General features: G+C 71.2%; 22 protein-coding genes. 11 read left to right on the forward strand and 11 right to left on the reverse strand.

Annotated features, from left to right (window positions below; translation table 11 throughout):
• The first annotated feature begins 37 nt into the window (after positions 1–37).
• Both BMY89_RS19085 and BMY89_RS19090 read left to right on the forward strand, forming a co-directional pair.
• Positions 38–232, forward strand: coding sequence for a hypothetical protein (locus BMY89_RS19085; RefSeq protein WP_092381366.1), 195 nt, complete (start codon positions 38–40; stop codon positions 230–232).
• Between the two features lie 90 nt (positions 233–322).
• Positions 323–871 (forward strand): YbaK/EbsC family protein, encoded by a 549-nt coding sequence (locus tag BMY89_RS19090; protein WP_092381367.1) that lies wholly within the window; start codon positions 323–325, stop codon positions 869–871.
• 62 nt (positions 872–933) lie between these two features.
• On the opposite strand, the gene BMY89_RS19095 is transcribed toward BMY89_RS19090, so the two are convergent.
• The 4 genes from BMY89_RS19095 to BMY89_RS19110 form a co-directional block, all read right to left on the reverse strand.
• Positions 934–1,566, reverse strand: a complete 633-nt coding sequence (locus BMY89_RS19095) for a DsbA family oxidoreductase (protein ID WP_092381368.1) — start codon at positions 1,564–1,566, stop codon at positions 934–936.
• Positions 1,567–1,586: 20 nt separating this feature from the next.
• A complete protein-coding gene (locus BMY89_RS19100; RefSeq protein ID WP_092381369.1) occupies positions 1,587–2,015 on the reverse strand; it encodes a SufE family protein in 429 nt (142 codons plus the stop codon).
• A gap of 93 nt (positions 2,016–2,108) precedes the next feature.
• The gene (locus BMY89_RS19105) at positions 2,109–2,522 is read right to left on the reverse strand and encodes a CBS domain-containing protein (protein WP_092381370.1); all 414 of its coding nucleotides are present in this window, start codon (positions 2,520–2,522) and stop codon (positions 2,109–2,111) included.
• A gap of 58 nt (positions 2,523–2,580) precedes the next feature.
• A complete protein-coding gene (locus BMY89_RS19110; RefSeq protein WP_092381371.1) occupies positions 2,581–4,341 on the reverse strand; it encodes a proline--tRNA ligase in 1,761 nt (586 codons plus the stop codon).
• A gap of 145 nt (positions 4,342–4,486) precedes the next feature.
• Between BMY89_RS19110 and BMY89_RS19115 the strand changes: the two genes are divergently transcribed.
• Both BMY89_RS19115 and BMY89_RS19120 read left to right on the forward strand, forming a co-directional pair.
• Positions 4,487–5,254 (forward strand): HAD family hydrolase, encoded by a 768-nt coding sequence (locus BMY89_RS19115; RefSeq protein ID WP_092381372.1) that lies wholly within the window; start codon positions 4,487–4,489, stop codon positions 5,252–5,254.
• Between the two features lie 118 nt (positions 5,255–5,372).
• Positions 5,373–6,269: an alpha/beta fold hydrolase gene (locus BMY89_RS19120; RefSeq protein WP_092381373.1), complete on the forward strand. Its 897-nt coding sequence runs from the start codon at positions 5,373–5,375 to the stop codon at positions 6,267–6,269.
• Positions 6,270–6,290: 21 nt separating this feature from the next.
• On the opposite strand, the gene BMY89_RS19125 is transcribed toward BMY89_RS19120, so the two are convergent.
• Together BMY89_RS19125 and BMY89_RS19130 are read right to left on the reverse strand one after the other, a co-directional pair.
• A complete protein-coding gene (locus tag BMY89_RS19125) occupies positions 6,291–6,479 on the reverse strand; it encodes a DUF397 domain-containing protein (RefSeq protein ID WP_092381374.1) in 189 nt (62 codons plus the stop codon).
• Positions 6,464–7,276 (reverse strand): helix-turn-helix domain-containing protein, encoded by an 813-nt coding sequence (locus tag BMY89_RS19130; RefSeq protein ID WP_092381375.1) that lies wholly within the window; start codon positions 7,274–7,276, stop codon positions 6,464–6,466. Before BMY89_RS19130 ends, BMY89_RS19125 begins: the two co-directional genes overlap by 16 nt.
• A gap of 301 nt (positions 7,277–7,577) precedes the next feature.
• Here BMY89_RS19130 and BMY89_RS19135 point away from each other — a divergent pair, with 301 nt between their 5' ends.
• Positions 7,578–7,928 carry a hypothetical protein gene (locus BMY89_RS19135; RefSeq protein WP_092381376.1) on the forward strand — a complete coding sequence of 117 codons (351 nt, stop codon included), beginning with the start codon at positions 7,578–7,580 and terminating at the stop codon, positions 7,926–7,928.
• A 55-nt stretch (positions 7,929–7,983) separates the two neighbouring features.
• On the opposite strand, the gene BMY89_RS19140 is transcribed toward BMY89_RS19135, so the two are convergent.
• Together BMY89_RS19140 and BMY89_RS19145 are read right to left on the reverse strand one after the other, a co-directional pair.
• Positions 7,984–9,204 (reverse strand): hypothetical protein, encoded by a 1,221-nt coding sequence (locus tag BMY89_RS19140; RefSeq protein WP_139217972.1) that lies wholly within the window; start codon positions 9,202–9,204, stop codon positions 7,984–7,986.
• A gap of 73 nt (positions 9,205–9,277) precedes the next feature.
• Entirely contained in the window at positions 9,278–9,934 is a 657-nt protein-coding gene (locus BMY89_RS19145; protein ID WP_092381543.1) for a formylglycine-generating enzyme family protein, read from the reverse strand.
• A 152-nt stretch (positions 9,935–10,086) separates the two neighbouring features.
• Here BMY89_RS19145 and BMY89_RS19150 point away from each other — a divergent pair, with 152 nt between their 5' ends.
• On the forward strand, positions 10,087–10,866 hold the full coding sequence (locus BMY89_RS19150) for an SGNH/GDSL hydrolase family protein (protein ID WP_092381378.1): 780 nt from the start codon (positions 10,087–10,089) through the stop codon (positions 10,864–10,866).
• A gap of 72 nt (positions 10,867–10,938) precedes the next feature.
• Here the strand turns inward: BMY89_RS19150 and BMY89_RS19155 are convergent, their stop codons facing one another.
• Both BMY89_RS19155 and BMY89_RS19160 read right to left on the reverse strand, forming a co-directional pair.
• Entirely contained in the window at positions 10,939–12,195 is a 1,257-nt protein-coding gene (locus BMY89_RS19155) for a WD40/YVTN/BNR-like repeat-containing protein (RefSeq protein ID WP_092381379.1), read from the reverse strand.
• A complete protein-coding gene (locus BMY89_RS19160) occupies positions 12,188–12,703 on the reverse strand; it encodes a SigE family RNA polymerase sigma factor (protein ID WP_092381380.1) in 516 nt (171 codons plus the stop codon). The genes BMY89_RS19155 and BMY89_RS19160 overlap by 8 nt, the downstream gene beginning before the upstream one ends.
• A 107-nt stretch (positions 12,704–12,810) precedes the next feature.
• On the opposite strand from BMY89_RS19160, the gene BMY89_RS19165 reads away from it, so the two are divergent.
• Entirely contained in the window at positions 12,811–13,701 is an 891-nt protein-coding gene (locus BMY89_RS19165; RefSeq protein ID WP_092381544.1) for a sulfurtransferase, read from the forward strand.
• A 10-nt stretch (positions 13,702–13,711) separates the two neighbouring features.
• Here BMY89_RS19165 and BMY89_RS19170 read toward each other — a convergent pair whose 3' ends face one another.
• The gene (locus BMY89_RS19170) at positions 13,712–14,332 is read right to left on the reverse strand and encodes a TetR/AcrR family transcriptional regulator (protein ID WP_092381381.1); all 621 of its coding nucleotides are present in this window, start codon (positions 14,330–14,332) and stop codon (positions 13,712–13,714) included.
• A gap of 107 nt (positions 14,333–14,439) precedes the next feature.
• Here BMY89_RS19170 and BMY89_RS19175 point away from each other — a divergent pair, with 107 nt between their 5' ends.
• The 4 genes from BMY89_RS19175 (at position 14,440) to BMY89_RS19190 (ending at position 18,977) form a co-directional block, all read left to right on the forward strand.
• Positions 14,440–15,618 (forward strand): FAD-dependent oxidoreductase, encoded by a 1,179-nt coding sequence (locus BMY89_RS19175; protein WP_092381382.1) that lies wholly within the window; start codon positions 14,440–14,442, stop codon positions 15,616–15,618.
• A gap of 148 nt (positions 15,619–15,766) precedes the next feature.
• A complete protein-coding gene (locus BMY89_RS19180) occupies positions 15,767–16,393 on the forward strand; it encodes a TetR/AcrR family transcriptional regulator (RefSeq protein WP_092381383.1) in 627 nt (208 codons plus the stop codon).
• A 164-nt stretch (positions 16,394–16,557) separates the two neighbouring features.
• The gene (locus tag BMY89_RS19185; RefSeq protein WP_092381384.1) at positions 16,558–17,913 is read left to right on the forward strand and encodes an acetyl-CoA carboxylase biotin carboxylase subunit; all 1,356 of its coding nucleotides are present in this window, start codon (positions 16,558–16,560) and stop codon (positions 17,911–17,913) included.
• Between the two features lie 143 nt (positions 17,914–18,056).
• On the forward strand, positions 18,057–18,977 hold the full coding sequence (locus BMY89_RS19190) for a hydroxymethylglutaryl-CoA lyase (RefSeq protein WP_092381385.1): 921 nt from the start codon (positions 18,057–18,059) through the stop codon (positions 18,975–18,977).
• The last annotated feature ends 11 nt before the right edge of the window (positions 18,978–18,988 follow it).

Here is an 18,988-nt window from a genome sequence, read left to right on the forward strand (position 1 = left end):
CACCTGCTCCCGTTCACGTTCGCCCTACCTTCGGCTCATGCTCACCTTCGTGGTCACCAGCCTCCTGTACGTCTGCGGGTTCGTCTTCCTCTACGGGGTGATCCGGCTCGCCGTCCGGCATGCGCTGGAGGATGTCGAGATGCGTCGGGTCCAGGCCGAACGGGCGGAGGAGATGGCGGTGTCCCGGGACCGGGCCATGCTGGAGAGGCACGGCTTCCTGACCAACGACTGACCTGCGGCGGCTGGCCCCTGTCCGGCCGGCTGGTTGTCCGGCCGGCTGGTTGTCCGGCCGGCTGGCTCGGATGCGACGATCTCAGGCGTGATGGGAACGTTGAAGACCGAGCCGGCCCGCACCCGCACCGACCTGCTGGCACCGCCGGTCGCCGCCGCGCTGGCCCAGTGGCCCGCCGATGCCCCGGTGGACGTCGACGCGGTGCTGGTCGCGCCGATCGACGCCGATCTCGCCGACACCGCGGCCTTCTGCGCCGCGTACGAGGTGCGGCTGGAGGAGTCGGCCAACTGCGTGGTGGTCGCCGGCAAGCGTGACGGGGTGATCCGGTACGCAGCCTGCCTGGTGCTCGCCACCACCCGCGCCGACGTCAACGGGATGGCCCGGCGGGCGCTGGACGTGCGCAAGGCCAGCTTCGCCCCGATGGCCGACGCGGTCGAGTTGACCGGCATGGAGTACGGCGGGATCACCCCGATCGGGCTGCCGTTGCAGTGGCCGATCCTGGTCGACGCGCGGGTGGCGGCGACGCCGTACGTGGTCGTCGGGTCGGGCGTACGGCACAGCAAGATCGCGCTGCCGGGCCCGGCGCTGGCCGTGTTGCCCAACGCCCGCGTGGTGGAGGACCTGGCCAGGCCGGCCTGAGCGTCGACGAATGTCGATGCTGTTGCACGTGAAACATCAACGGCGTCGATAGGTGTGCCGGCTCAGTCGGCGGCCTCGCGCTGCTCGACCTCGGCGAGGGCGGCGAGCAGAGTGGCCGGCTCCTGGGCTCCGGTGACCGCGTACTTTCCGGCGAGCACGAAGGTGGGCACGCTGGTCACGCCGAGTTCCCGGGCGGCGGCCAGTTCGGAGTTCAGCTCGGCCACCCCCTCGTTCGAGTCGAGAAAGCGTCGGGCGTCGTCGCCGTCGAGTCCAACTCCGGCGGCCGTCTCGGCGAGCGCCGCCCGGGACCCGATGTCGACGCCGTCGGTGAAGTGGGCCCGGTGCAGGGCCTCGACCATCTCGGCACCACGACCCCGCTGCTCGGCCCACTCGATCAACCGGTGCGCGTCGAAGGTGTTGGCCGAGATCGCCCGCTCGTAGTTGAGCTCCAGACCGACACTCGCGCCGACGTCGGTGACCTGGGCGGCCATCTGCTTGGCCCGCTCCGGTCCGCCGAACTTCCCGGCCAGCGCATCGAGGGTCAGGCGCGGCGAGGTCACCGGCGACGGGTCGAGCTGGAAGGGGCGGTGACGGACCGTGACCTTGCCGTCGTACGACGCCAGGGCCTGCTCCAACCGCCGCCGGCCGATCCAGCACCAGGGGCAGACCACGTCGGCGTAGATGTCGATCTCCATGACCGGTACCAACCCGCTGGTCAGCCGATCTGTTCCCGGACCTGCCGCTTGAGCCGGGCGAGGATGGCGGTGCCACCGCGTACCCGCAGGGGGCTGATCGCCTGGGCCAGACCCATCCGCTGGTACAGGTCGTCCGGCACGGCGAGCACCTGCTCCGCGCTGGCGTCGGCCAGCCCCTCGGCGAGGATGCCGGCGAACGCACGGGTGGTGGGCGCCTCCGGCGGGCAGTCGAACAGGGTGCGTACGGTGCCCTGTGGGGTCACCTCGGCACGTAGGAAGAACGGCGTCTGGCACTCGACGACCTGCTCCATGCCCTCGTGACCCGGATGCCCGGCGGGCAGCGGTGGCACGGCGTCGGAGAACTCCAGCAGCATCTCCACCACCACCTCACGTGGCGCGGCGGCGAACTCCTCGACGATCTCGGCCAGCTTGCTCGGCATCTCGGGCATTCCGCCAGGCTACCGGCGCCGCTCCTTGCCGCCTCCCCGGAGTGTTAACAGGGGACCCCTGCTCTACCTGAGGCGTTAACAAGGGGCCCTTCCTTACTGTTCACTGATCTCGCTGAGGGCGGAGGTGGGATCGAGCTGCATCGCGAGGTCGCCCAGGGAGACGATGCCGACCAGCTTGCGCTCGCTGTCGCAGACCAGCACCCGGCGGATGCCCCGCTCGCGCATCAGCGACGCGGCCTCCGAGGCGGTGCAGAACTGCTCGATCATCACGACCTCCCGAGTGACGATCGAGGCGATGGTGGTGGTGTTCGCGGCGGCGTTCTCGGCCACCGCGCGTACCACGATGTCCCGGTCGGTCAGGATGCCGGCCAGGTTGGCGCCATCGGTGACGACGACGTCGCCGATGTCGGCCTCCTTCATCACCCTGGCCGCCTCATCGAGGGTGGTCTCCGCCGACAGGTAGATCACCTGCCTGGTCATCACGTCGGCGACCCGGTAACCGGTCATCAGAGAACCTCCAGACAACATTCAGCTGATCGAACTGCGGTACCCCGTCACGTGACGGCTACACCACGTTTCTGCCTACCTCACTCATTAGACGCTCCGCCAGGTCCTCCAACGGGAGATCGGTGCGCTCGGCGCTCGCCCGGTCACGCAGCTCGACGTACCCCTGCGCCAGTCGGCGTCCGATGACGACGGTGCGTGGGATGCCGATCAGCTCGGCGTCGGTGAACTTCACCCCGGCGGACACCCCGGCGCGGTCGTCGACCAGCACCCGCAGGCCGGCGGCGGCCAGCCGGGTACCGAGGTCGAGCGCCACGTCCACCTGCGGACCCTTGCCGGCGGCCACCAGGTGCACGTCGGCCGGGGCGACCGAGGCCGGCCATACCAGTCCCTGCTCGTCGTGGTGCTGTTCGGCGATCGCCGCCACCGCCCGGGAGACCCCGATGCCGTAGCAGCCCATGGTCGGACGGACCGGCTTGCCCTGTGGGCCGAGCACGTCGACGGCGAAGGCGTCGGTGTAGCGGCGGCCAAGCTGAAATATGTGTCCGATCTCGATGCCTCGGCGCATGGTCAGCCGGCCGGTGACGCAGGCCGGACAGGGATCACCGGGCCGCACCTCGGCGGCCTCGACCGTGCCGCCGGGAGTGAAGTCCCGGCCGCACACCACGTTGGTGGCGTGCCGGCCCGGCTCGTTCGCGCCGGTCAGCCAGGCGGTACCCGGCACGACCCGGGGGTCGACCAGATAGCGCACGCCGAGCTTGTCGAAGACCTGCGGCCCGAGGTACCCGCGGACCAGTTCGGGGTGTTCGTGCCAGGCGTCGAAGACGTCCACGGTGGCCGGCGCCAGCGCGGCGGCCAACCGCTTCAGGTCCACCTCCCGATCGCCGGGTACCCCGATCACCAGCAACTCGGCCGTCTCGGCGGCGGGCCGGCGAACGGTCAGCACCACGTTCTTCAGGGTGTCGGCGGCCGTCCAGTCGTCCCGGCCGGCGAGCCGGCGGGCGTTGGCGAGCGCGACCAGGCTGGCGATGGTCGGCGTCTCGGGGGTGTCGTGCACCTCGGTCGCCGGTCGGGCCTGCGGGTCGCCGGCCGCCGGGGCGGGCGTGGTGACCGCCTCGGTGTTGGCGGCGTAGTCGCAGTCGGTGCACCCCACGTAGGTGTCCTCACCGACCGGTGTGGTGGCCAGGAACTCCTCCGACGCCGAACCGCCCATCGCTCCTGACATCGCGTGCACCACGGTGTAGTCCAGGCCCAGCCGGTCGAAGATCCGCCGGTAGCCGTCCCGGTGCCGTTCGTACGCCGCCCGCAGGCCCGCCTCGTCCAGGTCGAAGGAGTACGCGTCCTTCATCAGGAACTCGCGTCCGCGCAGCAGCCCGGCGCGGGGCCGGGCCTCGTCGCGGAACTTGGTCTGGATCTGGAACAACGTCACCGGAAAATCGCGGTACGAGGTGAACAGATCCTTCACCAGCAGCGCGGCCAACTCCTCGTGGGTGGGCGCGAGCAGATGCTCGGCCCCCCGCCGATCGGCCAGGGTGAAGATGTCATCGCCGTACTCCGTCCACCGGCCACTGGTGCGGTACGGCTCGGCCGGCAGCAGCGCCGGGAAGTGCACCTCCTGGTCGCCGATCGCGGTCATCTCGGCCCGGATGATCTCGCTGATCCGGTCCAGCACCAGCCTGCCCAGCGGCAGCCAGGTGTAGCCGCCCGGCGCGGCCCGGCGGATGTAGCCGGCGCGCAGCAGCAGCCGATGGCTCGGCACCTCCGCGTCGGCCGGGTCCTCGCGCAGCGTCCGGATCAGCGATGTCGACATCCGCAGCAGCATTGGCGCAGCGTACGACCGACGATTGCCGGTAGGCGAACGAAAAAGGAAGGGGCCCTTGTTAACGCCTCCGGTAGAGCAGGGGCCCCCTCTTAACACCGCACCTCTTAACACCGCACCCGGAGCGGGATTACGCGAGGATGGGCGCATGATGCGGGCGGCTGGTGGACTGTTGCTGGATTTTGGCGGGGTGCTGGCGGATGCGCCGGCGGGCGGGGCGGCGACTCCGGAGATGGTGCGGCGGGTCGCTGAGGTGGTCGGTGGGGAGGTGTCCGAGGAGCGGATCACCGCCGATCTGATCGAGGGCGCGCGGGCGTACTCGCTGTGGCGGGACGAGATCAGCGCCTCGGCGGAGCCGATCGAGCTGCCGCACAACCGGGTGTGGGCCGACTTCGTCACCCATGGCTGGCCCGAGGCGGCGCGGGCCGCCGTCGAGCGGGAGGCGACTCCCCTGGCGTACGCCTGGACGTGGCGCATCGAATGGGAGGTGCGCCCCGGCATCCCCGAGGCCCTCCGGGTAGCCGCCGACGCGGGAGTGCCGATGGCGGTGGTCAGCAACACCTTTTGCGGTGCTGCCCATCGTGACTTCCTCGCCGCCGCCGGGCTCTCCGGGCTCTTCGAGGCCGAGTTCTACAGCGACGAGACGGGGCTGCGTAAACCCAATCCGCGCTTTGCGCAGCTGGCCGCCGAGGCGATCGGCGTACCGATCGGGGAGTGCTGGTTCGTCGGGGACAGCCTGCACCGGGACGTCGCCTGTGCCCGGCGGGCCGGCACCGGGGCGGCCATCCTGATGCGCTCGCCCCGCACCGACCGGGAACCGGAGCACCCCGAGGTGTCGCCGGATGCCCGGATCGAGGACGGGCATGGGCTGCTCGACCTGCTCCGCCGCAGCCAGGTGGCGGACCGGGCAGGTTGACGGCGCATCCTAAGCAGCTGACGCCCGGGCAACTCGTCCTTGGCGGAACCGCTGCCGGTGCGCATCGCGACGCCCTACGGTCCGGGGGAACCACCCGCCGAGCGCAAGGAGCAGACCGTTGTTCGATGACGTGCGGCAGATCGACGCCGGTGTCCTCGACGTCGGATACGTCGACACCGGTCCACCGGACGGTCCGGTCGTGCTGCTGCTGCACGGTTGGCCGTACGACATCCACAGCTTCGCCGCCGCGACACCGCTGCTGACGGCGGCCGGGCACCGGGTGCTGGTCCCGTACGCCCGGGGGTACGGGAGCACCCGGTTCCGATCCGCCGACGCGGTGCGCAACGGTCAACCGGCTGCCCTGGCGGTCGACGCCATCGCGTTCCTGGACGCTCTCGGGATCGAGCAGGCGACGCTGGCCGGGTTCGACTGGGGAGCCAGGACGGCGGACATCGTGGCCGCGCTCTGGCCGGAGCGCTGCCGGGGCCTGGTCGCGGTGAGCGGCTACCTGATCGACGGCCAGGCGTCCGGCGGGATACCGCTGCCCCCCGTGGCCGAGCACGCCTGGTGGTACCAGTTCTACTTCGCCACCGATCGCGGCCGGGAAGGCTACGCGAGGAACACGTACGACTTCGCCAAGCTGATCTGGCGGACGGCCTCGCCGAAGTGGGATTTCGACGACGCCACCTTCGATCGCAGCGCCGCCGCGTTCGACAACCCGGATCACGTCGACATCGTGATCCACAACTACCGGTGGCGGCTGGGCCTCGCCGACGGCGAGCCGGCTTTTGCGGACCTGGAGGACAAGCTGGCCGACAAGCCGACCATCACGGTGCCGACGATCAGCCTCGAAGGGGACGCCAACGGGGCGCCGCACCTGGAGCCCGCGGTCTACGCCAAGCAGTTCACCGGCCCGTACGAGCACCGCACGGTCAGCGGCGGGGTGGGGCACAACCTGCCGCAGGAGGCCCCGCAGGAGTTCGTCGACGCGGTGCTGACGGTGGCGTCGCGCTGACCCCGGGTATGCGCGCCCGGGTCAGCGGCGCTTGGCGTGTTCGACGAAGGAGCGCCAGGCGGGCGGGGCGAAGGCGAGCGCCGGGCCGGTGGCGTCCTTGCTGTTGCGTACGCCGACCACACCGGGCAGGTTGTCGGCCACCTCGACGCATTCGCTGGTGCCGCTGCGGGTGGACTTGCGCCAGGTCGCGCCGGTCAGATCGTGGACCATGACTCCATCACTTCCTTCATCAGCAGCTCGGACTGTCCCTTGGGGAGGGCCACGCTGCGGATGCCCTCCCATCTCGATAGCAGCGTAGCGATTTCGTCGGCCCTGTCGATGGTCGCGCCGCCGACCTGGTTCTCCAGGTAACCGACCCAGTCGCCCTCGGCCCCCCGAGCCAGGGTGAGTGGGCCGTCGAGTCCGACATGGACGCTGGCCTCGACCGGGATGATGTGGATCAGCACACCGCCGCGCTTCACGCAGTCGAGCAGGTGCCCGATCTGCTGCGTCATGATGCCCCGGAAGCTCTCGTCGGCCCGACGTAGCGTGGCCTCCTCGATCACCGCGATCAGGATCGGCGGGTTGTTCGGCCGGGTCAGGATCGCCTGCCGGTCCATCCGCACCGCCAGCCGCCGCTCCACCTCGTCGTCGCTGAACATGTCGTCGGCGCGGATCATTGCGCGGGCGTAGTGCTCGGTCTGGAGCAGCCCGGGGACCAGCGTCGGGTGGTAGCAGCGCAGCTGTTGAGCGACGCGTTCGGCGTCCAGCCAGGGCCGTAGGAAGTGCGGCTGGCCGTGCAGTTCGGCGATGCGCAGCAGCCCGAGCAGGAGGCCGTCGCTGTTGAGCACCTCGTCGGCCCGCTTGAGGAAGAGCCGATCGTACGGGCGCTGCCCCAGCTCGATCGCGGAGATCTGCGAGCCGGAGAAGTGCACCTGCTTGCCGAAATCTTCCTGGGTCAGCTCGGCGGCCAGTCGCAGTCGGCGCAGCTGCGCCCGGATCAGCTCGGCGGTCGGCTCGGATTCCACAACGCCTCCACGATCTCCTCGGCTGCTCGGATGGCTTCCCGGCCCCGATCGGCATCGCCACGACCAGCATGAATGCCTTCCGACAGTAGTCGTGCGGTCACCAAACTGTCACCTGGCGGTCCTGCTCCCATCCATCGGGGACGGGGTGGGGCTGCGCCGGGGCCGTCCCGCACTCCCCCTGGGGGGCGGCCCCTCCCTTTCGCCGCAGGAGGTGGAGATGCCCGACCCGAACCAGCCACCCGTACCGCGTCCTGATGCGGCCGTGCCGCCGGTCGTACCGTCTCATGGTCGGGCGGTCGGAATGCCGGTGCCGCGTCGCGGACCGGCGGCCGAGCGGCCCCGGCGTCACCCGCTGGACGGCCCGCAGCATCTGCCGCTACGCCCACTGTGGTTGTGCCGCGCCTGCGGGCTGACCTGGCCATGCGCCGAGGCGCGGCTGCTGCTCCGCGTCGAGTACGACAACCGCCGGCTGGACCTGGCTGTCTACCTGTCCGGGCTGTACTACGAGGCGACCCACGACCTGTTCCGGCTGGACCCGGAGGGCGGCCCAACCCCACGCGAGCTGTTCCAGCGGTTCGTGGCGTGGGGTCCGTACCGTCGCCCGGCGCTCGCCCTGCCGCCGGCGTGCACCGGCCGCTGCCGCACAGCCTGACCCGGAGCGGGCTCGGGGCCGCCCGGAGCGGATCAGGCTGTGCGGGAAGGACAGCTCAGGAAGCGGTTGTGTCGTCACCGGAGACGAACGCGACCGATCGGCGGCGTCGGGCGAGCAGCAGCACGATGCCCGCCGCGACGATGGCGAGACCGGCTCCGGCGAGCGGCCCGGCCTGCGGCCCGGTGACCGGCAAACCACCCCCGCCGCCGTCTCCGTCGTCTGCGGTTACGGCGACCACGACGGCGAATCCGTCCTGGTTGTCGCTGGCGTCGACGTCGGCTGCCGGTACGGCTACGGCGTTCGCCGGCAGCACCGTCCGCTGCGGACCGGAGCGGGCGTCGACGTCGCTGGTCAGGCCCTCGACCTGCACCATTCCGCCGGTCAGGGTGACCGGTGCCTTGATGTCGGCCGGCACCGTCACCAGGTTGTGCAGCTCGACGGCCGAGTGGATGCTGTCGTTCGGGTCGGTGTCCTGGTCGGCCGGTACGAGCGCGAGTGAGTCGTAGGTGCAGACCGCCGACCGTCCGTCGTCGTCGATCGCGCACTCCTGTGGGGGCCGGGTGAACGTCACGCCCTCGGGCAGCCGCACAGTGGCGGTGACACCGCTGACCGCCTTGCGGCCCTGGTTGACGATCCGGTACCGCACCGCGCCCGTCTCACCCGGGTTCAACGTTCCGGTGGATTCGAGCTGGCCGCTCGCACCGGTGCGCACAGACTGCTTCACGTCCGGCGCCACCACCGACAGGTCGGCTGCGGTGTCGTCGACGAAGGCGAGCGTGAACTCTTTTCTCTCGGTGACTTCCGTCGTGCGGTCACCCCAGGTCAGGCCGACCTCGATCACGACCCTGCCTTCGAAGGGCTCCGGCGTCCCCCGGACGTTGATGGCGACTGGAATGTCCGCCGTTCCGCCGGGTGCCGGCAGCAACTCCGACCGCCAGTCCTTCGTGATGCTGCAGTACCAGCTTCCGCTGTCGCCGTCACAGTCGCCGGAGGCACCCCGTTCCTCCCAGTCGAGGGAGGCCTTGTCGGACCAGTCCGGTGGTTCGATGGGCCGGACCCGGAACAGGACCTCGGTCGGGGTCTGGTCGGCCAGGTTTGTCACCTTCAGGTGAGCCGTTTTCTTCCTGATCCCCACCGGAACCGTCGTGCCGGTCAGCTCGAAGGTGAACGCCGGATCCGGATCCACCGCCGAGGCTGGAGCGGAGGGGACAGCGATCCCGGCGAGAAGCAGTGCGGCAACGGCTGCCCGCGACAGCCAGCGACGACCAATGGCCACAGCAGAATCCTTCGGGTCAGCGGGGTGTGTGGTTCAGGACACTACTCGTGACGGGCCCGCTGCGTTGTCCCGCTCACCCGGAGCGGGCCAGCCGGAAACCCACGTCGTCGACGGCGAACGTCGGGTGGCTGCGGCGGCGTACCGAGGCGCGGCAACTCCAGTGCTCGTCGAACCAGCCGCCGCCACGCAGCACCCGGTAGCTGCCGTAGACCTCCGCGTCGTAGACGTCCCAGCACCAGTCCCACACGTTGCCCAACATGTCGTACAGGCCCCAGGCGTTCGGCTGTCGTCCGCCCACCTCGTGCGGGCGTCCGCCGGAGTTGTCGCGGTACCAGGCGATCTCGTCGAGCGGCCCGTATCGCGGTCCGGTGGTGCCGGCCCGGCAGGCGTACTCCCATTCGGCCTCGGTGGGCAGCCGGTACCCGTCGGCGGCGTCGTCCCACCGGACGGCCTCGCCGTTCTCGATGTCTTTCGCGTCGAGCCGGTAGGCAGGCCGTAGCCCTTCCAACTGCGAGCGGGCGTTGCAGAAGCGGATCGCGTCCCACCAGGAGACGCTCTCGACCGGCAGTCGATCACCGCGCGCCGCGCTGGGTCGCGCGTCGGTGACCAGCGCGTACTCCGCCTGGGTCACCGCAAAGGCGGCGATCTGGTACGCCTCGACCTCGACCGACCACCGACGCTGGGTACGCCGATCCGACAGCGTCACCCGTCCCGGCGGAATTGAGATCATCACACTGGCAGTGTGGATGACCTCCGACACGTTCCCGGCTGCGGGGCAGACCGGTGAGCGGGCGCGGTGCCAGACTTCCGGGTGTTAAGAGGGGGCCCCGCTACTACCGCAGGCGTTAACAAGGTGCCCCTCCTTACTCCGAAGGAGTCGCAGTGCGCTGGCGCAGTTTCGTCGCGGTCGGGGACAGCTTCACTGAGGGCCTGGACGACGCCTATCCGGACGGCAGTTTCCGGGGCTGGGCGGATCTGGTCGCCACCAGGCTGGCCGCCGAGGTGGGCCCCGACTTCGCGTACGCCAACCTGGCCATCCGGGGCCGGACCTTTCCGAGCGTGCTGGCCGAGCAGGTGCCGGCCGCGCTGGCGATGAAGCCCGACCTGATCAGTTTCGCGGCGGGCGGTAACGACGTGCTGCGCCGCAGCTTCGACCCGGAGGCCCTGGTCAGCCGCTATGACAAGGTGATCGGCCGGCTGCGCGGGTGCGGCGCCGACGTGGTGCTGTTCCGGTTCGCCGACCTGATGGCACGGCTGCCCGGTCAGCGGCTGATCGCTCCCCGGGTCGCCCTGCTCAACCGCGCCGTCGGAGAGACCGCCGAGCGGCACGGCGCGATCATGGTCGACCTGTACGCCGACGACACGTACCTCAACCCGATGCTGTGGAGCACCGACCGGCTGCATCTCTCGCCGGCCGGGCACCGCCGCGTCGCCGGCCAGGTGCTCAGCGCGCTCGGCGTCGGCTGCGACGAGGAGTGGCTGCTGGTGCCGCCGAACCCGGAGCCCACCGCGTGGCTGTCGGCGCGCACGGCCGACCTGCGCTGGGCCGGCCAACACCTGGCCCCCTGGATCAAGCGCCGCCTCACCGGCCGCTCATCCGGCGACACCCGCACCGCCAAGCGCCCCACCCTCACCCCGCTCCCACCCTCCCCACCGCGTTGATCAAGAAGTTCTGGTCAGGTTCGCCCGGCGAACCCGACCAGAACTTCTTGATCAATGTGAGCCAAGGGGCGGTCAGTGGAGGAGGCGGGTCCAGGTGCGGTTCTGGGCGGTGCCGGGGCCGAGGATGGTGGTGGTCGGGGTGGTGATGACGATGGTGTCGTCGGGGAGTATCTGCACCGAGGGTGAGTCCTCGCCGTTACCGAACCGCTTGCGGGGCTCGGGTGCGTCGATGTAACGCTCGCCCGTCCAGTAGCCGATGTTGCCGTATGCGCTGGTCACCGCCAGCAGGCCACCGTTGATCGCGGCCACCGAGTTCGTGTCGGGCGGTAGCTCGACCCGCTCCCGCCACGAGTCGTCGACCAACTGCCAGACGCGCTTCGTCGTCGACACGCTGTACTCCGTGTCGCCCATGCCGACCAGCCAGAGGTGTTGGCCGTCCGGGGAGACCAGCAGGCGCGCGGCGCCCCGCACGACCGGCAGCTTCTGCCAGGTGGATGCCGAGTCGCTGCTGACCACCACGCTCAACCGGTCGCCTTCCTGGACGGTCACCCAGAGCCGGCCGTCGCCGCCCTCGACGAGTTGCCGGGCGGCGTCCCCGTTCATGATCAGTGGGGGTTGGGTCAGGGTGGCCGCCGCGCCGACCCGGGCAAGCCGGTAGCGGGAGCACGGGAGGTCGTACACGCCGTTGCCGTCCGGGCACCGCAGCAGGTAGCCGCTGCGGCTGGCCACGCCGAGCCGGGTGGCCTCCGGCGGAGACCCCAGCGGGTGCTCGGTGAAGGAGGCGCCACCGTCGGTGGTGACCAGGTATCCCTCGCCTGCGCGCACGGTCAGTGTCCGGCCGTCGACCGGCAGCAGGTGAACCGGTCCGCTCAGCAGCGGGCGGTTCACCGCGTCCGGCAGCGGCGTGCGCTGCCAGGTCTCGCCCCCGTCGGCGGTACGGGCGAGGTCACGCCGGCAGTCGGTCCGGCCGAGGTCGTCGGTCGGAGCGCAGGTGTCGAAGAGCGCCCATCCGTGCCGGGCGTCGACGAACCGCAGCGTGTCCAGCCTTCCGGCGACCCCCACCGGGTTCACCTTCCGCTCGATCGGCCGTCCGTCAGGTGTGGGGGACGGGGTGGGAGTGGGCGGATCACCATCCCGCTCCCGGTCGGCGACGGCATACGCTCCCGGGCCGGCCAGTATCAGCGCGACCAGGCCGGCGAGCAGGCCACGGCGACGACGCCGTCGATCGTGCACCCGGCGTCGGGCCGCCGCCACCCCGGGTGGGCGGAAGGTGGGCGCGGCGGTCGCCTCGAACTCGGCGAACAGCTTGTCCAGGTTGATCTCACGCACGGCCGGCCTCCTGCCGCTCGGTGAGGTGACGGGCCAGAGCCGCCCGACCTCGCGACAGCCAGGACTTCACGGTCCCCTCCGGTGCGCCGAGCTGGTCGGCGATCTCCGCGACGGTGAGCTGGGCCAGGTGGTGCAGGACGATGGCCTGGCGCTGGGCGGTCGGCAGAGTGGCGAGTGCCGCCAGCAGCACGACGCGGTCGGGGCTCGGGCCGGGCATGTGCTCCTCCCGCTGCCGGGCGAGGTGGCGGACTGCGGTGCGGACCCGACGCAGCCGACTGGTGGCCAGGTTCCAGGCCACCCGGCGGACGAAGGCGGACGGGTCGTCGTATCCGCTGATCCGATCCCAGCGCTCCAGCGTCCGGCAGAACGCCTCCTGGGTGAGGTCCTGCGCCTCGGCGTGGTCACCGAGGTACGCGTAGAGCTGCACCGCCACGCGGTGGAAGTGCGCCTGGTAGAACTCGCCGAAGTCCACCGGCGGTGGGGCGGCCCCTGGCGGCCGTGCGGTCATGGCAGTCCTCGGTGTCGGTGGGTCTCGCCACTGTCACGCGTCACGTGCCGCTTCCGCTGCACCCGATTCTCAATGGATGGCCGGGGATCGCGCGTACCTTGGGCATCATGTCTGTGCCAAACGATCCCGATCCCCGACTCCAGTCGTACGCGGACCCGCAGCGGCTGGTCACCACCGACTGGCTGGCTGAACACCTGGGCGACAGTGGGCTGGTGGTCGTCGAGTCCGACGAGGACGTGTTGCTCTACGACAGCGGCCACATCCCCGGTGCCGTCAAGGTCGACTGGCATCTGGAGCTGAACGACCAGGTGACCCGGGACTACCTGGACGCCGAACGGTTCGCCGAACTCTGTGCCGCCAAGGGCATCGGCCGCGACGACACGATCGTCTTCTACGGCGACAACTTCAACTGGTGGGCCGCGTACGCCCTCTGGGTCTTCACTCTCTTCGGCCACCGCGACGTGCGGCTGCTCGACGGCGGCCGGCAGAAGTGGATCGCCGAGGGGCGGGAGTTGACCCGCGACAAGCCGGCCCGGCCTCGGGCCCAGTACCCGGTGCCGCAGCGCGACGACGCGCCGGTGCGGGCGTTCCGCGAGGAGGTTTCGGCGCACATCGCCGCCGGCCGACCGCTGGTGGACGTGCGTTCGCCGGGCGAGTACACCGGCGAGATGCTGCACATGCCGGACTATCCGCAGGAGGGCGCGCTGCGCGGTGGGCACATTCCCGGCGCGGTCAACAAGCCGTGGAAATCCGCCGCCAACGACGACGGCACGTTCAAGTCGGCCGAGGAGCTGCGCACCATCTACGCCGACCAGCTCGGGTTGAGTGCGGACGACGACGTGATCGCGTACTGCCGGATCGGCGAGCGGTCCAGCCACACCTGGTTCGTGCTGCGGCACCTGCTGGGGTACCCGCAGGTGCGCAACTACGACGGGTCCTGGACCGAGTGGGGCAACCTGGTCCGCGCGCCCGTCGTGCAGGGCCCCGACCCGAGTTGATGGATCGGGTTCACCCGGGGATTGGGGCGCGCAGGTAGCGCTGGATGGTGGGGCTCAGCCAGGCGATCAGCTCGGCCGGGGAGATGTCCACCATCGGAGGGAGCCGCAGCACGTAGCGGGTCAGGGCCACACCGAGCAGTTGGCTGGCGACCAGGCCGGCCCGGCGGGGAGCCTCGGTGGGGTCGGCGATCATCCGGGCCACGGCCGTGCCGAGCTGGGTGGCGAAGATCGCGCGTACCCGCTCAGCTCCGCTCGGGTTGGTGCTCGCCGTGCGCAGCAGGGCCGGCAGCGTGGCGTCTCCCTCCCACCGGGTGAAGAAGTAGCTGACCAGCGCCTCGCCGAGGCGGTCGGTCGGCACGTCGCTCAGGTCGGGCAGCCGCAGGTCGAATTCGGCTGCCGCCGCGAACAGCCCCTCCTTGCTGCCGTAGTAGCGCATCACCATCGACGGGTCGATCCGCGCGTCAGCGGCGATGGCCCGGATCGTCGCCCGGTCGTAGCCGTCGGCGGCGAAGCGGACCCGGGCGGCCCGCAGGATGGCCGCCCGGGTCGCCTCCGAGCTGCGCCCGCGTCCGCCGCCGGCTGCCGGCTCCACCGCCGCTTCCCGCTCCTGCTGGGGTACGCCTTCCGTCATGTGACCGACCGTATGCCAACGAGTGTTGACTTGCCAGCGCGGGGTGACCTAACGTTGCCAACAAGCGTTGGCCAACAAGCGTTGGCAACCCTCGCAGGGAGGTCGTCATGCTGCCCGAACGAACGGATGTCCTGGTAGTCGGCGCCGGCCCGACCGGGCTGACCGCCGCGCTCACCCTGGCCCGTCGAGGTGTCGAGGTGACCCTGGTCGACCAGCGGGAAACACCGGCGGTGACCTCGCGGGCGGCGGTCGTGCACGCGTACACGCTGGAGGTGCTCGACCAGGTCGGAGCCGGCGCGCCGCTGGTGGCGCGCGGGCTGCGCTCGGCGCGGTTCGCCGTCCGCGACCGGGACCGGACGCTGGTCACCGTGCCCTTCGACCGGCTGCCCACCCGCCACCGGTACGCGTTGATGGTCTCCCAGTCGGTGACCGAAGAGGTGCTCACCGAGCGACTGGCCGAGGCGGGGGTGCGGGTGCTGCGCCCGTACCGGCTGACCGGGCTGCACCACGGCGGCGACGGCACGGTGGCGGACTTCGGCGGCACCACCGTCCGCGCCCGGTGGGTCGTCGGCGCCGACGGCATCAACAGCACCGTCCGTGAGCTGGCCGGCATCCCGTTCACCGGCCCGGCGGGCTCCGAGGAGTCCTTCGTCCTGGCCGACGTACGCGTCGACAGCGCCCTGCCCCGCGACGGAGCGTCGATCTTTCTCGCCCGGGGTGGCCCGCTGGTCTGGGCACCCCTGCCCGACGGGCGGGTCCGCCTGGTCGCCACGGTCACCGACCCACCCGCCGAGCCGAACGCGGCGTACCTGCAACGGCTGCTCGACGAGCGAGGTCTCCGGCAGCGGCCGGACCAGGTGCGGGAGGTGCTCTGGTCCTCGCGGTTCCGGCTGCACCGCCGGGTCGCCGGCACGTTCCGCGCCGGGCCGGTGCTGCTGGCCGGCGACGCCGGACACGTGCACAGCCCCGCCGGAGGTCAGGGCATGAACCTCGGCATCTGCGACGCCGTCGACCTCGGGCAGACCCTGGCCGACGTGCTGGCCGGCTCCCCCGAGACCCGGCTCGACGAGTACGCTGCCCGCCGCCGCCCGCTCGCCCACGAGGTGGCCGGCTTCGCCGACCGGCTGACCCGGCTCGCCACCGCGCCACCCTCGGTGCGCCCGGCCCGGGACGCGCTGCTGCGCCTGGTCTCGGTGCTGCCACCGGTCCGGCAGCGGATCGCACTGCGGCTGTCCGGCCTCAACCAGCGGCGGTCCGGCCTCGACCAGCGGCGGTCCGGCGGCTGACGGACGGTTGGCGTCGGTTCGGCTGACCGCCCTGCGGGGGAGGCCGGCGGAGCGCGGGCCGGCCGCCTCCGGAGGCGGTGTTCCCGGCAATCGGACTGGCGGGTAACCAGGGCGGCACGCTGTGGTCGGTCGGGTCTAGGCTTGCCCGGTGACGCTGGAGCAGCAGGCCCGAGGCGCGAACAGCGGGGCCACGGGGGCGGGACGGCGCCGATCCCGCAAGGACGAGATCCTGGAGATCGCGGTGGGGCTGTTCGCCTCCCGCGGCTACCACGGCGTGTCGATGGACGACATCGGCGCGGCTGCCGGGGTGACCGGCCCGGCGCTCTACCACCACTTCGCCGGCAAGGAAGCGATGCTGGTCGCGGCCCTGGTGCCGGTCAGTGAGGGGCTGCTGGAGGGCGGTCGGCAGCGGTCCGTCGCGCACCCCGGCGACCCGCGTGCCGTGCTGGAGTCGCTGATCGACTTCCACGTCGAGTTCGCGCTGGCGAACCCGGCCGTCATCGCGCTGCACCTGCACGAGCTGGACCGGCTCCCGGAGGAGCCCCGGCGGCGCATCCGCCGGCTCCAGCGGATGTACGTCGAGGAGTGGGTCACCGTGTTGACCGCCCTGCACCCCGGGCTGCCCGACGGGGAGGCGCGGGTGCTGGCGCACGCCGCGTTCGGCCTGATGAACTCCACTCCGTTCCTCGGCGGTGAGGTCGATCGTCGACGTCGGGCCGAACTGCTGCGGGCCGCCACCCTGGCCGCGCTGCTCGCCCCCACCGAGCCCGCCTGACGCTCCCCGCGTTCCGCGCTGCCTGTTACCGCCCACGTATCCGCGCTGCCCGTTAATAGGGGGCCCCTGCTATACGCGAGGCGTTAACAGGGGGCCCTTCCTTGCATCCTGGGTGGCGTGGTTCGCTAGCACGCGATCCCACCATCTGGACGCTCGGAGGAACCATGATCGAGTCGCTGCTGGTCGCCAACCGGGGCGAGATCGCCCGCCGCATCATTCGTACCGCCAAGCGGCTGGGCGTACGTGCGATCGCGGTGCACTCGGAAGCCGACGCGGATCTGCCGTTCGTGGCCGAGGCCGACGAGGCCGTCTGTATCGGCCCGGCCAACCCGGCGCAGAGCTACCGCAACACCGAGGCGATCCTCGCCGCCGCCAAGTCGACCGGCGCGCAGGCGATCCACCCCGGCTACGGCTTCCTCTCGGAGAACGCCGACTTCGCCCGTACCGTCGAGGCCAGCGGCCTGATCTGGGTCGGACCCGGCGCGGACGCGATCACCGCCATGGGTGACAAGATCAACGCGCGGAACCTGATGGCTGCGGCCGGCGTGCCGGTGGCGGCCGGGACCACCGAGCCGGCGGCGGACCTGGCGGCGGCGGTCGTCGCGGCGGCCGAGATCGGCTACCCGGTGATGGTGAAGGCTGCCGCTGGTGGCGGCGGCATGGGCATGGGCGTGGCCACCGACGAGGCTGCGCTGCGCACCGAGTACGACAAGGTGCGTGCGTTCGCCGAGCGGATGTTCGGTGACGGTTCGGTGCTGATCGAGCGGTACTTTCCCCGGGTGCGGCACGTCGAGGTGCAGATCCTCGGCCTGGCCGACGGCCGGGTGGTGGCCCTCGGCGAGCGGGAGTGCTCGGTGCAGCGGCGCAACCAGAAGTTGGTGGAGGAGTCACCCTCGCCGGCCGTCTCGCCGGAACTGCGGTCGCGCCTGCTGGCCGCCGCGGTACGCGCCGGCGAGGCGGTGCACTACCGCAACGCGGGTACGGTCGAGTGTCTGCTGGTACCGGGCGAGCGGGGCGGCTCCGGCACCGAGGAGTTCTTCTTCCTGGAGATGAACACCCGGCTCCAGGTGGAGCATCCGGTGACCGAGCTGGTCTACGGCCTCGACCTGGTCGAGGAGCAGCTCCGGGTCGCCGCCGGCCTGGCCCCTGGCTTCGACCCGGACGCGCTGACCCCGCGCGGTCACGCCATCGAGCTGCGGATCAACGCCGAGGACCCGAAGCGGTTCCTGCCCGGCCCAGGCGCGATCAGGACCTGGGTCGAGCCGACCGGCGAGGGCGTACGCGTCGACTCCGGCTACGTCGAGGGGAATACCGTCACCCCGTTCTACGACAGCCTGATGGCCAAACTCATCGTCAGCGCCCCGACCCGCGCCGAGGCCATCACCCGCGCCAGGTCGGCGGTGGCCCGTTTCGAGCTGACCGGCCCCAAGAACAACCTGCCCTTCTTCGCCGAGTTGCTGGAGAACGAGGAGTTCACCTCCGGCGACTACGACACCGCCATCGTCTCCCGCATGCGCTGAACCCCGCGCGCCCGGTTGATCAAGAGGTTTGCGTCGGCGGCCGCCCCGGTTCCCGACGCAAACCTCTTGATCAACGCTGGTGGGGGTGGGCGTGACATGCTGGGGGTGTCAGCGACAGGGACGTGTCACAGCGAGGTGGCCGCATGGCGGAGATGCCGGAGTACGTGTCCATCCGAGAGGTCGGGCCGCGCGACGGGCTGCAGAACGAGGAGCCGATCCCGACGGATGCCAAGGTGCGGCTGCTCGACGCGCTCTCGCGCACCGGCGTGCGGCGGATCGAGGCCGTGTCGTTCGTGCACCCCAAGGCCATTGCGCAGATGGCGGACGCCGACGAGGTGTGGCAGCGGGCGGAGCGGGTCGACGGGGTGCGTTACTCGGCGCTGGTGCCGAACACGCGTGGCGCGCAGCGCGCCCTCGCGGCCGGCTTCACCGAGATCGAGGTGGTCGTCTCGGCCAGCGACACGCACAACCGGCGCAACGTCAACCGCTCCACCGACGAGTCGCTGGACGGCATTGCCGAGCTGATCGACCTGCTGCACGGCGCCGGCGCCCGCGCCGAGGTGATCATCGCGACCAGCTTCGGCTGCCCCTACGAGGGTGACATCGATCCGGGCCGGGTCGCCGCCATCGTGGACCGGGTGGTCCGCGACGGCGCCGACCGCGTCGCGTTCGGCGACACCACCGGCATGGGTACGCCCCGACGGGTCCGTGACCTGCTCACCGCCGTACGCGACCGCAACGCGGACATTCCGGTGCTGCTGCACTTCCACAACACCCGGGGCACCGCGCTGGCCAATCTGCTGACCGCGTTGGAGTTGGGGGTGACCGAGTTCGACGCGAGCGTCGGCGGTCTCGGCGGCTGCCCCTACGCGCCCGGTGCCAGCGGCAACCTGGCCACCGAGGAGGCCGTGCACATGCTGCACGACATGGGCATCGACACCGGCATCGACCTGGACGCCCTGATCGAGGTCGCCGAGTTGGCCGAGGAACTGCTCGGCAAGCGCCTGCCCTCCGGCGTCCTTCGCGCGGGCCCCCGTACCCGCCGGACGCCGCTGCCGACCTGACCGGCTCGGGC

This window comes from Micromonospora phaseoli (genome assembly GCF_900109115.1).
In the GTDB taxonomy this organism is placed as follows: domain Bacteria; phylum Actinomycetota; class Actinomycetes; order Mycobacteriales; family Micromonosporaceae; genus Micromonospora; species Micromonospora phaseoli.